Origin of the sequence: Streptomyces sp. NBC_01788, from assembly GCF_035917575.1 — a bacterium.
In the GTDB taxonomy this organism is placed as follows: domain Bacteria; phylum Actinomycetota; class Actinomycetes; order Streptomycetales; family Streptomycetaceae; genus Streptomyces.
The window spans coordinates 7,695,030-7,708,312 of the sequence record NZ_CP109090.1 but is presented as its reverse complement, the minus strand read 5'-3'; the positions used below and the strand labels follow the sequence as shown (position 1 = coordinate 7,708,312).

Genomic DNA, 13,283 nt, shown 5'->3' with positions numbered 1-13,283 from the left:
TGGTGGAAGGCATGGCGAACCTGCGAGTCGGAGGAGAGCCAGATGCCGGATGCTGTGGTCGAGGGTGCCGTGGGCGGCGACGGCGCCGTGCCGGTCGGCTCCGGCGAGCGGCCGTTCGAGCAGGTGGGCGCGGTCGCCGACGCCGTCCTCTACGAGGGCTACCTCCTCTATCCGTACCGCCGCTCCTCCCCCAAGAACCGCGTCCGGTGGCAGTTCGGGGTGCTGGCGCCGCGAAACTGGGTGGAGCACGACGGGCCCGTCACGGTCGGCGTGTCCGGCTCCGCCGACTCCTGGTACCAGCGGACCGAGTGCCTGCTGCGGGTCCACGCGCCCGACGCCGTCCTGCGGATCCGGGTGCGCTACCTCCAGGCGCAGCACAAGCAGGTGGAGGAGACCGGCCCGGACGGCACAAACCGTCCCGTCGAGTCGCTGCGGACCGGCGACGGCACGACCCACCTGACCTTCGACGAGGCGGTGCCGCGTGAGAGCGACCTCGTCGTACCGCTGGAGGACCTGCTGCGGCGGGAGCACACCGCCCCCGTGGGAGCGGCGGCCGGTGAGGAGAGCGAGCCGCTGCCCGGGGGCGCCGGGCGGATCGTACGGCGGCGCACGGAGATCCGGGCGGACACCACACTCACGGCCGAGCGGCTCGCGGACGGCCTGGTCCGGCTGCGCGTGCGCACCGAGAACACCGGGCACGCGGCGGACCCGCGGGCCCCGCGGGACACGGCACTGCGCCAGGCGCTCATCGCCACGCACACCCTCATCGGCGGTACGGGCGTGGAGTTCGTCTCGCTGACCGACCCGCCCGCGGACCTGCTGGAGCACGTCCGCGGCTGCCGCAACGCGTTCACCTTCCCCGTCCTCGGCGGCGCACCGCCCGCCCCGGACGCCGGCACCGGCGCCGCGCATCCCGCGCGGCCGTCGGACGGTGACACCGGCCCCGTGCTGCTGTCCGCGCCGATCATCCTGCCCGACCGTCCGCAGGTCGCGCCCGAGAGTCCGGGCGACCTGCACGACGCGGCGGAGATCGACGAGATCCTGACGCTGCGGACGATGCTCCTGACCGACGAGGAGAAGCGCGAGGCCCGCGCGACCGACCCGCGCGCCGCCGAGATCCTGGACCGGGTGGACAACATGCCGCCGGAGGTCCTGTCCCGGCTGCACGGCGCCATCCGCTCGCTGGCCCCCGCCGGGCCTGCCGCCACCGGGGGCCTCGGCGTGGACCGGCCCGCCTGGTGGCAGGAGGGCGGTGACGACGGCCTCTCCCCCACCACGGAGACGGTGCTCGTCGACGGCGTGCCCGTGGGAAGCGGCAGCCGTGTCCTGCTGCGTCCCCGTGGCCGGGGCGCCGACGCCCAGGACATGTTCCTGGCCGGGCGGACCGCACAGGTGGCCGCGGTCTTCCACGACGTGGACGGCAGCGTGCACCTCGCCGTCACCCTCGACGACGACCCCGCGGCCGAACTGCACGCCTGGTACGGCCGCTTCCACTACTTCCGGCCCGACGAGCTGGAGCCGTACACCGATCCCCGGAACCCGAACAGTGAGGGGCAGTAAGTCACATGACGACCACCGAGGCGCGTCGGGCGGGGCGTAAGCCCGCTCAGATCGTGGACATGTCCTGGGATCCGATCACGCGGATCATCGGGAATCTGGGCATCTACACGAAAATCGATTTCGCGAACCGGGAGGTCGTGGAGTGCCACTCCACCTCGTCCCTGTTCCGCGGCTACTCGGTGTTCATGAAGGGCAAGGACCCCCGCGACGCCGGCTTCATCACCTCACGCATCTGCGGCATCTGCGGCGACAACCACACCACCTGCTCCAACTACGCCCAGCAGATGGCCTACGGCGTCAAACCCCCACCGCTCGCCGAACACATCACCAACCTCGGCGAAGCCGCCGAGTACATGTTCGACCACACCATCTTCCAGGACAACCTCGTCTTCGTCGACTTCTGCGAAGCCATGGTCAAAGCCACCAACCCCAGCGTCCTCGCCCGCGCCGAACGCACCGAAGCCCCCCGAGGACACCTCCACGGCTACCGCACCATCGCCGACATCATGCGCGCCTTCAACCCCTTCGAAGGCGAAATCTACAAACAGGCACTGAAGATGTCCCGCATCACCCGGGAAATGTTCTGCCTCATGGAAGGACGCCACGTCCACCCCTCCACCCTCTATCCCGGCGGCGTGGGCACCATGCCCCAACCCACCGTCTTCACCGACTACCTCGCCCGCCTCATGCGCGTCATCGACTTCGTCAAACAAGCCGTCGCCCTCAACGACGACGTCTTCGACTTCTTCTACCAGGCCCTGCCCGGCTACGAAGAAGTCGGCCGCCGCCGCATCCTCCTGGCCTGCTGGGGCGCCTGGCAAAACCCCGACATCGTCGACTACCGCTACGAAACGATGAACCACTGGGGCAAGGCCATGTACGTCACCCCCGGCATCATCGTCGACGGCCAACTCGTCACCAACAACCTCGTCGACATCAACCTCGGCCTGCGCATCCTCCTCGGCTCCTCCTACTACGACGACTGGACCTCCGAAGAACCCTTCGTCACCCACGACCCCCTCGGCAACCCCGTCGACATCCGCCACCCCTGGAACCAGACCACCCTCCCCCACCCCCAAAAACGCGCCTTCGACCACAACTACAGCTGGGTCATGAGCCCCCGCTGGCACCACCCCGAAACCGGCCAGCACCTCGCCCTCGACACCGGCGGCGGCCCCCTCGCCCGCCTCTGGTCCACCGCCCTCAACGGACTCGTCGACACCCCCTACATCAAAGCCACCGGCCACAGCGTCCGCATCACCCTCCCCCACGGCGAAAAACTCCCCGAAACCACCCTCGAATGGACCATCCCCCAATGGTCCAACACCATCGAACGCGACCGAGCCCGCCCCTACTTCATCGCCTACGCCGCCGCCATGGCCCTCCAATTCCTCGAACAAGCCCAAACCCTCGTCCGCGCCGGCGAAACCAAAGTCTTCGAAAACTTCCAAGTCCCCGACGAAGCCATCGGCTGCGGCTTCCACGAAGCCGTCCGCGGCGTCCTCTCCCACCACCTCGTCATCAAAAACCAGAAAATCGCCAACTACCACCCCTACCCACCCACCCCCTGGAACGCCAGCCCCCGCGACCCCTACGGCACCCCCGGCCCCTACGAAGACGCCGTCCAAGGACAACCCATCTTCGAAGAAAACGACCCCGACACCTTCAAAGGCGTCGACATCATGCGCACCGTCCGCAGCTTCGACCCCTGCCTCCCCTGCGGCGTCCACATGTACCTCGGCAACGGCAAAACCCTCACCACCACCCACACCCCCACCTACGGAACCGACCATGTCTGACACGGAGCAGGGCACCCGGTCCGGCCGGCTCGCGGACCCGGACGTCGAGGCGCGGCTCGCCCGGCTCGACGAACTCCTCGCGGGCCTCGAGGCCGCTCCGGGGCCGACCGTGCGGTCCGCCCTGGAGGCGGTGCGGCTGCTGACCGAGGTGTACGGCGAGGCGCTGGGCCGCGTGCTCGACCGCGCAGACGGTGAACTGACGGGGCGTCTGACCGACGACGAGCTGGTGGGCCATCTGCTGGTCCTGCACGAGATCCACCCCGAGCCGGCCGAGCGCCGGGCGGAGCGCGCCGTCGAACGGCTGCGCCCGGCCGTCCGGGAGCGCGGCGGCGACGTCGAGTGGGTGGGCGTGGAGGAGCAAGTGGCTCGGGTGCGGGTCACCACGGGCGGCGGCGGGTGCGGTGCCGGGTGCGGCGGCGGCACGGACGACGTGAGCGACGCCGTCCGTGCCGCCGTGCTCGCCGCCGCGCCCGAACTGGCGGCGGTGGAGGCGGTGGCCGCCGCGGCCGAGCGGCAGGCGGCTCCGGCGTTCGTCCCCCTGGACACGCTCATGCGCCGGGGTGCGCCACAGTCGCAGGAGCCGCGGTGAGCGGGGACGGGGCGCTGGCCCGTCTCATCCGTTCCTCGGCCGGCGGCAGCGCCGCGGCGGCGGGCGAGGTGTGCGATCTGTGCGCCGCGCCGGTGCCCGAGGACCACCGCCATCTCTACGACACCGCCGAGGCCGAGGTGCGGTGCGCCTGCGGCCCGTGCTCGGTGCTCTTCGCCGGGGACGGGGCGGGCGGCGGGCACCACCGGCTCGTCCCCCGGCGCCGGGTGCGGCTTCCGCACGTCGACACGGCGGCGCTGGGGGTGCCGGTAGGCCTGGTCTTCTTCGTGCCGCGCGCCGACGGCACGGTCACCGCCGAGGGCCCGAGCCCGGCAGGTTCCATGCGGTGGGAGGTGGACGCGGCGGCCTGGCGGCAGTTGGCCGGCCGGATCCCCGAACTCGGCGGCATGGAGCCCGAGGTGGAGGCGTTGCTCGTCAGCACCGTCCAGGGCATGGACCATCACTGGGTCGTGCCCGTCGACGACTGCTTCCGGATGCTGGCCGTGGTCCGCCGCGAGTGGCGGGGCCTGTCCGGCGGGGGCCGGTTGTGGCCCGCCGTCGAGCAGTTCTTCGCGGAGCTGACCGAGCAGAACTGACCGAGCAGAACTGACCGAACGGAACCGGCCGGACGGAGCCGGCCGATCGGAGCTACCGGACGGAGCCGGCCGACATGCACGAGTTGTCGATCGCGACCGCGATCGTGGAACAGGCCGACGAGGTGGCCCGCGCCGAGGGCACGGGCCCCGTCTCGGTGGTGACGGTGCGGGTGGGCGAGCTGGCCGGGGTCGTGCCCGACGCGCTGAGCTTCGCCTTCGAGGTCGCCCGCGAGGGCACCGCCCTGGCCGGGGCCCGGCTCGTCGTCGAGCAGGTGACCGCGCACGCCCACTGCGTGCCGTGCGACGCGGAGTTCCCGGTCGGAATGCCCCCGTTCTTCTGGTGCCCCCACTGCGATCGTCCCTCGCGGGACCTGCGCAGCGGACGGGAGTTGGAGATCACCGCCATCGAGCCCGCGCCGTCGCCGACGCCCTGAGGGGCCGTCCGGCGGCCGAACGGCCCCCACCGGTGCACGACGCACCGGCGGGGGCCGTTCGGTTCTGCGGGTCAGCAGATACGCGGCAGTTGCTCGCCCAGCGGCAGGTCGACGACCCGGGTGCCGCCGAGGCCGGTGGCGACGACCACCATGCCGGGGTGCTCGGCGACGCACTCGCCGATGAGCACGGCTCCGCCGCCCTGCGGGTGGGCACGCATCGCCTCCAGGACGGCCTCCGCATCGGTGGGCGGCACGAAGGCGACGAGCCGGCCCTCGTTGGCCACGTACAGCGGGTCGAGGCCGAGGAATCCGCAGGCGTTCGCGACCGCGTCGGGGACGGGGATGGCGCGTTCGCTCATCCGGATCCCGGTGCCGGAGGCGCGGGCGATCTCGTTGAGGGAGGCGGCGAGACCGCCCCGGGTGGGGTCGCGCAGCACGTGGATGTCCGGGGTGACGGCCAGCATGGCGGCCACCAGGTCCCCCAGGGGCGCGGTGTCGCTGGCGACCTCGACGCCGAACTCCAGGCCTTCCCGGACGCTCATGATCGCCACGCCGTGCAGGCCGATCGGGCCGCTGACGATGACGGCGTCGCCCGGCCGGGCGCGCTGTGGGCGGATGTCCACTCCTTCGGGGACGACACCGACGCCGGCGGTGGTGACGTACACGCCGTCGCCGTGTCCGGCCTCCACCACCTTGGTGTCGCCGGTGGCCACGGTGACGCCCGCGGCCTCGGCGGCGGCGCCCATGGCGCGCGCGATCCGTTCGACCACGGTCAGCTCCACGCCCTCCTCCAGGACGAAGGCCGCGGAGAGGTAGGCGGGCCGGGCGCCGCTCATCGCCAGGTCGTTGACGGTGCCGTTGACCGCCAGGTCGCCGAGGCTGCCGCCGGGGAAGAACAACGGCCTGACGACGTAGGAGTCGGTGGAGAAGGCCAGCCGGGTGCCGCCGAGGTGGAGGACGGCGGAGTCGCCCATGGCGGCGAGGACGGGGTTGCCGTAGGCCGGGGTGAAGATGTCCTGGATCAGTTCGGCGGACAGCGCGCCGCCTCCGCCGTGGCCCATCACCACGACCGGCTGGTCGCGCAGGGGGGCGGGGCAGGTCCAGTTCGCCGGGTCGACGGGGGCGTCGGCGGTCGCGGAAGCCAGTTCAGCCAACGGGGTTCATCTCCTCCTGCGGGATGCGGGAGCCCTGCGGCGCCGGGGCGCCCGGTGAGGCCTGTCCGGTCATCCGGCGGTACAGGTAGTAGGCGGCGCAGGCGCCCTCGCTGGAGACCATGGTGGCGCCGAGCGGGGTGCGCGGGGTGCAGGTGGTGCCGAACGCGGAGCACTCGGTGGGCTTGATCAGCCCCTGGAGGACCTCGCCCGCGCGGCACACGGCGGGTTCCTCGGTGCGGATGCCCGCGACGTCGAAGCGGTGCTCCGCGTCGTAGTCGCGGTAGGCCTCGGACAGCCGCCAGCCGCTGGCGGGGATGCGTCCGATGCCGCGCCAGGACCGGTCGGCGACCTCGAAGACCTCCTGGAGCATGGTCAGGGCGGCCGGGTTGCCCGCCTCCCGCACGGCGCGCGGGTAGGCGTTGTCCACCCGGTGCTCGCCGCGTTCGAGTTGGTGCACGGAGCGGCGGATGCCTTCGAGGATGTCCAGCGGTTCGAACCCGGTGACCACGATCGGGACCCGGTGCCGCTCGGCGAGGTCCGGGTACTCGGCGGTGCCCATGACGCTGCACACGTGCCCGGCGGCAAGGAAGCCCTGCACCCGGCACGCCGGGGCCGACATGATCGCCTCGATGGCCGGTGGCACCCGCACATGCGAGACCAGCAGGCTGAAGTTGTCCAGGCCGAGGCGGCGGGCCTGGTGCACGGCCATGGCGTTGGCGGGAGCGGTCGTCTCGAAGCCGATGGCGAAGAAGACCACCTGCCGGTCCGGGTGCCGCTGGGCGAGCTGGAGGGCGTCGAGCGGCGAGTACACCACCCGTACGTCCCCGCCCCCGCCCTTGACCCGGAACAGGTCGCGGTCGGTGCCCGGCACCCGCAGCATGTCGCCGAACGAGCAGAAGATCACGTCGGGACGGGCGGCGATCTCCAGTGCCTTGTCGATGACCTCGAGGGGTGTCACGCACACCGGGCAGCCGGGGCCGTGGATCAACTCGACTTCCTCAGGCAGCAGTTGGTCGATGCCGTGCCGGATGATCGAGTGGGTCTGGCCGCCGCAGACCTCCATCAGCGCCCAAGGCCGGGTGACCGTCGCGCGGATCTCGTCCAGCAGCCGCCGGGCCAGCTCGGGGTCGTTGAACTCGTCGATGTACTTCATCAGGCCTCACTCCCGCTCTTCTCGCGTTCTCCGGCTCCCGAGGCGTGCGGGGCCGGGTCGCCGGCCTGCTCGGCCGCCTGGGCCCAGGCGTCGCCGAACTCCTCCTCCAGCAGCCCCAGTTCCTTGAACAGCTCCAGGGACGCCCGGGCCGACTCCTCGTCCAGCCGCTGGAGGGCGAACCCGACGTGGACGATCACGTACTCCCCCACCCGCACATCGGGCAGGTACTCCAGACATGCCTGTTTCTGCACCCCGCCGAAGTCGATCAGACCGGTGAGCGGGTCGGCGTGGTGGTCGATGGCCACGACTTTGCCGGGCACTGCCAAACACATGGGTCACTCCGTCTCGTCGCTGTCAGTCGTCCGCCGGCTTCGCGGCCCTCGCGCGGGTCCCGGCCCGGTCGGCTCATCCGGCGGCTTCCTGGCGCCGCCGGTGGTGTGGCTCGTGTGCCGCGACCACGAGCTGTCCAAGGGCCAGTCCGCCGTCGTTCGGGGGGACTTCGCCGTGGCGCAGGACGGTGAAGCCGTCCCCGGTGAGCAGCGCGGCGCACGCGTCCTCCAGCAGCCCGTTGGCGAAGACACCGCCGCTGAGGACGACGGTGGTCAGGCCGGTGACGGCGCGGGCGCGGTGGCAGATCTCCGCGACGGCCCGCGCGAGGCCCCGGTGGAAGCGGGCCGCGAGGACCGGCGGCGGGGTGCCGCGCCGCTGGTCGTCGAGGAGCGCCCGCAGCATGGGCGCCGGGTCGCAGCCGAGGGGGCCTGGGCCGTCGGTGAAGCCGAAGGAGTACGCCGCACTGTCGGCGTCGCGGGCCAGGGTCGCGGCCGCTTCCAACTCCAGCGCGGCCTGCGCCTCGTATCCCGCGCGGTGGCACACGCCCGCGAGGGAGGACACGGCATCGAAGAGCCGGCCCGTGCTCGAGGTCGGCACACAGGCCAGGTCTCGCTCCAACTGCTTCCGCAGCAGCGCCCGTTCGTCGGGCGTGCAGGCGGCGACGCTGGGCAGGCGGGGGTCCCAGGGCAGTCCCGCGGCCCACAGCCGGGCCAGGGCGAGCCGGCAGGGGTTGGCCACGCCCGCGTCGCCGCCGGGCAGCGGGGCGGGGGTCAGCCGGGCGAAGCGGCGGTGGCCGGTGTAGTCGGCGAGCAGGAACTCGCCGCCCCAGACGGTGCCGTCGTCGCCGTATCCGGTGCCGTCGAAGGCGACGCCGATGACGGGCGTGGTGCCGTCGAGGCCGTGCTCGGCCATCGCCGAGGCGATGTGCGCGTGGTGGTGCTGGACCAGTACGGGCTCCGGCCGCGGAAGCCCGGCGGCGCGGCGGCGGGCCCAGCGGGCCGAGTGGTAGCCGGGGTGGCGGTCGGCGGCGACCAGGGCGGGGGTCACGCCGGTCAGGCGCAGCAGGTGCCGTTCCGCCCGGTGGGCGGCCTCCTGGGTGGCGAGGTCCCCCATGTCGCCGATGTGCGGCCCGAACCAGGCCTGCTCGCCGTCGCCGACACACGGGGCGTTCTTCAGGTCGCCGCCCACCGCGAGGGCGGGGCGCACCGCGATCGGCAGGCGCAGGGGGCGGGGCGTGTAGCCGCGGGAGCGGCGCAGGACCTGTTCGGTGCCGTCGAGGCGCACCCGCAGCAGGGAGTCGTCGCAGGGGCAGGCGATGGGCCGGTCGTGGGCGAGCCAGGCGTCGGCGAGTCCGGCGAGCCGGGTCAGCGACTCCTCGTCGTCGGTGACGATCGGTTCGCCGGAGCGGTTGCCGCTGGTCATCACCAGCGCGCGCGGGCCGGGAGGGTCGCCGGGCAGCCCGAACAGCAGGGTGTGCACGGGGGTGTAGGGCAGCATCACGCCGACGTGGGGGCTGCCGGGGCAGACCTCGTCGGACAGGCGGAGCCCGTCCGGCCGTGGTCGCCGGCGCAGCAGGACGATGGGCCGCCTCGGGTCGGTGAGCGTGGCCCGTTCGCGGTCGGTGGGGTCGGCGATCCGCTCGACGGTTGCGAGGTCGGCGCACATCACGGCGAACGCCTTGCCGCCGCGTTCCTTGCGGGTCCGCAGGGTGGCGACGGCGCGGGTGTCGGTGGCGTCGCAGGCCAGGTGGTAGCCGCCGACGCCCTTGACGGCGACGATCCGTCCGGCGGCGAGCAGGGCCCTGGCGGCCGCCAGGGCGTCCGCGTCCCGGGCCGGGCGGTCCCCGCTGCCCGCGGCGGGGACCAGGCGCAGCCGGGGGCCGCAGTCGGGGCAGGCCACGGGCTGGGCGTGGAAGCGCCGGTCGGCGGGGTCGGTGTACTCCCGGGCGCAGGCGGGGCACATCGGGAAGCCGGCCATGGTCGTGACGGCGCGGTCGTACGGCATGGCGGTGGCGATGGTGAAGCGGGGGCCGCAGTGGGTGCAGGTGATGAACGGGTGCCGGTGGCGGCGGTCGTCCGGGTCGGCCAGTTCGCGCAGGCAGTCGGCGCAGGTGGCGGTGTCGGGCGGGAGTTGGGTGCGGCCCGGGGAGTGTTCGGTGGCGCGGATGACGAACGGGCCGGTGGCGCCGTCGGCGGGAAGGTCCTCCAGGCCGATGCCGGTGACGGCGGCCAGCGGGGGCGGCTGCCGGGCCAGCCGTTCGCAGAACCGGGTGACGTCGTCGGGCGGCCCCTCGATCTCGATCAGCACGCCGGCGGCGGTGTTGCTGACGAAGCCGGCCAGCGCCAGGTCGGCGGCCAGGCGGTGCACGTACGGCCTGAAGCCCACGCCCTGCACGGTGCCGCGCACGGTGAGCCTGCGGCGTACCGGGCCGGTGACGGGTGCGGTCATGAGACGGGGGTGGTCGCCGGGTGCGGATGCGTGTGGTGGTCGTGGGCCTGCTCGCCGTCGGCGGCGTGGTCGTGGGTGTGAGGGTGCGGGGTGAGCGGCGGCCGGTGCTCCGGGGCGCCGTCACGGGCGGCCAGTGCGCGGTCCAGCACGGTTTCGACGCCGTCGCCGGTGCGCGCGCAGGTCCGTACGATCTCCACGCCGGGGTTGACCTGCTGCACATGGGCCCGGAAGGCGCTCTCGTCGAAGCCGGCGGCCTCGGCCAGGTCGGTCTTGGTGACCACGACCAGGTGGGCGGAGCCGAACGCGGTGGGGTACTTCAGTGGTTTGTCCTCGCCCTCGGTCACCGCCATCAGCACGATCCGCAGGGTCTCGCCGAGGTCGTACGACGCGGGGCAGACGAGGTTGCCGACGTTCTCCACGAACAGCACCGCCGTGTCCTCCGGCAGCCAGCCCTCCAGCCGGGAGCGGACCTGCCGGGCCTCCAGGTGGCAGAGTCCGTCGGTGAGGACCTGCTGCACCGGGGCGCCGGAGCGGGCCAGCCGGCGGGCGTCGTTCTCGGTCGCCAGGTCCGCGGTCAGCGCGGCCACCGGGACGCCCCGTTCGACGGCGCGGGCGAGTACCCGGCCGAGGAGTTCGGTCTTGCCGCTGCCGGGGCTGGACAGCAGGTTGACGGCGGCCACGCCCTGCCGGGCCAGGTCGCCGCGCAGGGTGGCGGCGAGGTCGTCGTTCTTGGCGAGGACGGCCTGCTTGACGTCGACGGACCGGCACATGGCGCTGCTCCTGGGAGTCGGCTCGGGGCGGGGGCGGGTGCGGAGATGACGGGGAGGGCTGGGCGGGAGAAACAGGGCGGGCGGGGGCGGGGCCCCTCACCGATCTTCGGCCGCGTCGGTGGCGAGGTGCGGGAGCGCAGCCGTGTGCGCGGGGGCGGATTCCTCCGTGCGGACCAACGGCGGGGTGGCCGTGGGGTCGGCGAGCAGCACCGGGATCATGGTGTGCAGGGCTTCGACGGCCGGGGCGACGGCATTCCGTACCGGGTCGCTGAGCCCGGGCATGATGTCCTCGTCGCCGCGGGGCCGCACCTGGGGCTCGCAGGCGAGCACGAGGACGCGCGGGAGCGGCCCGTCGCCCAGGTGGGCGGCCAGGGCGAGCACCTTGGCCGGGTCCATGCCGTGGGCCTCCGGCGGGGCCGCGGCGCCGGTCTCCGAGTCGGGGAGTTCCGCCTCGATCAGGGACAGGGTGCCGGGCCGGTGGCCGCGCGGCGCCGCGTCGACGAGGACGGCCGTGTCGTAGCCGTCCAGCAGTTCGTAGGCAAGGTCGAGGCCGCGGATGCCGTAGTCCCGCACCCGGACCACGGGGGGCAGCGGGCGGGTGCCGAGGGCCTGGATCACCTCGGGGCCGAAGGCGTCGTCGGCGAGGAAGATGTTGCCGACACCGGCGACCAGGATCCGGGGGGCGGGCGGCGGCGTCATCGGGTGCCTCCGGTGAGCGGGGCGGGGGCCTGGGTCAGGGGACGGGCGCAGGCGCCGGGGAGTTTACGGACGAACGCCGAGCGCAGTGCGTGGTAGGGGGCGGCGGGGTCGAAGAAGATGTCGTGCATCCGGGCGAGTTCGGCGCGCCGGTGGTCCGCGAGCGGTCGTACGGCCTCGTCGCGTGCGCGGGCCGACGCCTTGGCGTCGATGCGCCGGCCGAGGTCGGGCGCGTCGGCGAGCGCGGCCGCCATAAGGTCCACCTCGGTGGTGAACTCCCCGGCGGGTGCGGGCACGAGACGGTCCACCAGGCCGAGGCCGTGCGCGGTCGCGGCGCTCACCGGAAGGGCCTCGGTGGTCAGCCGCCCGGCCGTGCCGGTGCCGGTGCGGCGGGGCAGGCTGTACGTCCAGAACTCCGAGCCGTACAGGCCCATCCGGCGGTAGTGCGGGTTGAGCACGGCGCCGGTGCGGCACCACACCTCGTCGGCGGCGAGGGCGAGCATGACGCCGCCCGCGGCGGCGTTGCCGCCGAGCGCGGCGACGACCAGCCGGTCGGTGGTGCGCAGCACCGCCTCGACCAGGTCGTCCATGGCGTTGAGGTTGGCCCACGACTCGGCGGCCGGGTCCTCGGACGCCTCGATGGCGTTCAGATGGATGCCGTTGGAGAAGAAGTCGCGGGCGCAGCCGAGGACGAGTACCGGGGTGGGGCGGGAGAGGGCGTGGCGGTACGCGGCGAGCAGTCTGCGGCAGTGGTCGGTGCTCATCGCGCCGCCGGGGAAGGAGAAGGAGACGAAGCCGACCTCGCCGCGCTGCCGGTAGCGGATGTCGGTCCAGGTGCTCCGGTCCGGGGGCAGTTCGAGCGGGACGGCGGCCTCCGGGAGGCCGGTCGGGCCGAGGACCGAGGCGGCCGGGCGTTTGAAGGGGGCGGGGTCGCCGGAGTTCTTGCGCGGCCTGAGTTCCGGGATCCACACGGCGCCGTCCCGGGTGGCCCGGCACACCGCTCCCGCCCGGGTGGCGAGCAACTCTCCAGGACGGCCGCGCAGTTGGTCCTCCGGGTGGCCGCCGTGCAGGAACAGTTCACGGCCGTGGAGTTCGTCGAGGACTCCGGGCTGCGAGTCGGCGCCCCTCAGCTTGCGCAGCACGGTCGCCGTGCTGTCGTTCTCCCAGTCGACGCGGCGCCGCTCCTGGCGCAGGAAGCCGCGCCGGACGACGCCGATGGAGGGGTCGCTCTGCGGCAGCGGTTTGAAGGAGCCCTCCGCGTAGCGCCGTACGGCCAGGAGTACGGCGGTCACTGCGGCGTCGGAGGCCTCGTTGCGGTACAGGTCGCTCTTGCCGACCGGCGCCGTGGGGAACGGCACGGCCGCCCAGATGTCGCCGGCGTCCATCGCCGCCTCGGCCTGGAGGACCGTGACGCCCCACTCGGGTGCCTGGTCGGCGATCGCCCAGTCCAGCGAGGAGGGACCGCGGTCCCCCGGTGGGCCGGGGTGCACGATGAGGCAGGGGTGCTCCCGCCACACGTCCTCGGGCAGCGCGGTCTTGAGCATCGGCGCGATGACGAGCTCCGGGTTCGTCCCGGTGACGGCGGCACGGACGGCGTCGGGGCCGTGCGCGGCGAGCACGACGTCGACGTGGTGGCCGTGGTCCGTCAGTTCGGCGTAGACGCGCTGGGACAGGCTGTTGAACGCACTGGCGACGAGCAGAATGTCCATGACGCGGCATGGTGTCCGGTTCATCAGGCCTTGGGGAAGGACCCCGGC

The 13,283-nt window shown here is 73.3% G+C and carries 12 protein-coding genes; 5 read left to right on the top strand and 7 right to left on the bottom strand.

Annotated elements, in window-relative coordinates; translation table 11 throughout:
- Positions 1–42: 42 nt before the first annotated feature.
- From OIE49_RS34290 to hypA, 5 genes are all read left to right on the top strand, one after another.
- On the top strand, positions 43–1,560 hold the full coding sequence (locus OIE49_RS34290) for a hypothetical protein (protein WP_326805693.1): 1,518 nt from the start codon (positions 43–45) through the stop codon (positions 1,558–1,560).
- Positions 1,561–1,565: 5 nt separating this feature from the next.
- On the top strand, positions 1,566–3,359 hold the full coding sequence (locus OIE49_RS34285) for a nickel-dependent hydrogenase large subunit (protein WP_326805692.1): 1,794 nt from the start codon (positions 1,566–1,568) through the stop codon (positions 3,357–3,359).
- A complete protein-coding gene (locus OIE49_RS34280) occupies positions 3,352–3,948 on the top strand; it encodes a NifU family protein (RefSeq protein ID WP_326805691.1) in 597 nt (198 codons plus the stop codon). The genes OIE49_RS34285 and OIE49_RS34280 overlap by 8 nt, the downstream gene beginning before the upstream one ends.
- Complete coding sequence (locus tag OIE49_RS34275) at positions 3,945–4,541, top strand: DUF5947 family protein (protein WP_326805690.1); 597 nt, start codon at positions 3,945–3,947, stop codon at positions 4,539–4,541. The genes OIE49_RS34280 and OIE49_RS34275 overlap by 4 nt, the downstream gene beginning before the upstream one ends.
- 74 nt (positions 4,542–4,615) lie before the next feature.
- A complete protein-coding gene (gene hypA, locus OIE49_RS34270) occupies positions 4,616–4,975 on the top strand; it encodes a hydrogenase maturation nickel metallochaperone HypA (protein WP_326805689.1) in 360 nt (119 codons plus the stop codon).
- 71 nt (positions 4,976–5,046) lie between these two features.
- Here hypA and hypE read toward each other — a convergent pair whose 3' ends face one another.
- The 7 genes from hypE to OIE49_RS34235 form a co-directional block, all read right to left on the bottom strand.
- Entirely contained in the window at positions 5,047–6,129 is a 1,083-nt protein-coding gene (hypE, locus tag OIE49_RS34265) for a hydrogenase expression/formation protein HypE (protein WP_326805688.1), read from the bottom strand.
- Positions 6,122–7,282: a hydrogenase formation protein HypD gene (gene hypD, locus OIE49_RS34260; RefSeq protein WP_100571455.1), complete on the bottom strand. Its 1,161-nt coding sequence runs from the start codon at positions 7,280–7,282 to the stop codon at positions 6,122–6,124. Before hypD ends, hypE begins: the two co-directional genes overlap by 8 nt.
- Positions 7,282–7,614: a HypC/HybG/HupF family hydrogenase formation chaperone gene (locus tag OIE49_RS34255; RefSeq protein WP_326805687.1), complete on the bottom strand. Its 333-nt coding sequence runs from the start codon at positions 7,612–7,614 to the stop codon at positions 7,282–7,284. Before OIE49_RS34255 ends, hypD begins: the two co-directional genes overlap by 1 nt.
- A 73-nt stretch (positions 7,615–7,687) precedes the next feature.
- Positions 7,688–10,060 (bottom strand): carbamoyltransferase HypF, encoded by a 2,373-nt coding sequence (hypF, locus tag OIE49_RS34250; RefSeq protein ID WP_326805686.1) that lies wholly within the window; start codon positions 10,058–10,060, stop codon positions 7,688–7,690.
- The gene (gene hypB, locus OIE49_RS34245; RefSeq protein WP_326805685.1) at positions 10,057–10,830 is read right to left on the bottom strand and encodes a hydrogenase nickel incorporation protein HypB; all 774 of its coding nucleotides are present in this window, start codon (positions 10,828–10,830) and stop codon (positions 10,057–10,059) included. The genes hypF and hypB overlap by 4 nt, the downstream gene beginning before the upstream one ends.
- A gap of 96 nt (positions 10,831–10,926) precedes the next feature.
- Complete coding sequence (locus OIE49_RS34240; protein ID WP_326805684.1) at positions 10,927–11,529, bottom strand: hydrogenase maturation protease; 603 nt, start codon at positions 11,527–11,529, stop codon at positions 10,927–10,929.
- Entirely contained in the window at positions 11,526–13,235 is a 1,710-nt protein-coding gene (locus OIE49_RS34235; protein WP_326805683.1) for a hydrogenase maturation protein, read from the bottom strand. Before OIE49_RS34235 ends, OIE49_RS34240 begins: the two co-directional genes overlap by 4 nt.
- Positions 13,236–13,283: the final 48 nt, after the last annotated feature.

Bases quoted from the DNA above. Each gene is read 5' to 3' on its own strand.
- OIE49_RS34255 (WP_326805687.1), bottom strand. From the start codon at position 7,614: ATGTGTTTGGCAGTGCCCGGCAAAGTCGTGGCCATCGACCACCACGCC.
- hypA (WP_326805689.1), top strand. From the start codon at position 4,616: ATGCACGAGTTGTCGATCGCGACCGCGATCGTGGAACAGGCCGACGAG.
- hypD (WP_100571455.1), bottom strand. From the start codon at position 7,282: ATGAAGTACATCGACGAGTTCAACGACCCCGAGCTGGCCCGGCGGCTG.
- OIE49_RS34280 (WP_326805691.1), top strand. From the start codon at position 3,352: ATGTCTGACACGGAGCAGGGCACCCGGTCCGGCCGGCTCGCGGACCCG.
- OIE49_RS34290 (WP_326805693.1), top strand. From the start codon at position 43: ATGCCGGATGCTGTGGTCGAGGGTGCCGTGGGCGGCGACGGCGCCGTG.
- OIE49_RS34285 (WP_326805692.1), top strand. From the start codon at position 1,566: ATGACGACCACCGAGGCGCGTCGGGCGGGGCGTAAGCCCGCTCAGATC.
- OIE49_RS34235 (WP_326805683.1), bottom strand. From the start codon at position 13,235: ATGGACATTCTGCTCGTCGCCAGTGCGTTCAACAGCCTGTCCCAGCGC.
- OIE49_RS34240 (WP_326805684.1), bottom strand. From the start codon at position 11,529: ATGACGCCGCCGCCCGCCCCCCGGATCCTGGTCGCCGGTGTCGGCAAC.
- hypB (WP_326805685.1), bottom strand. From the start codon at position 10,830: ATGTGCCGGTCCGTCGACGTCAAGCAGGCCGTCCTCGCCAAGAACGAC.
- hypF (WP_326805686.1), bottom strand. From the start codon at position 10,060: ATGACCGCACCCGTCACCGGCCCGGTACGCCGCAGGCTCACCGTGCGC.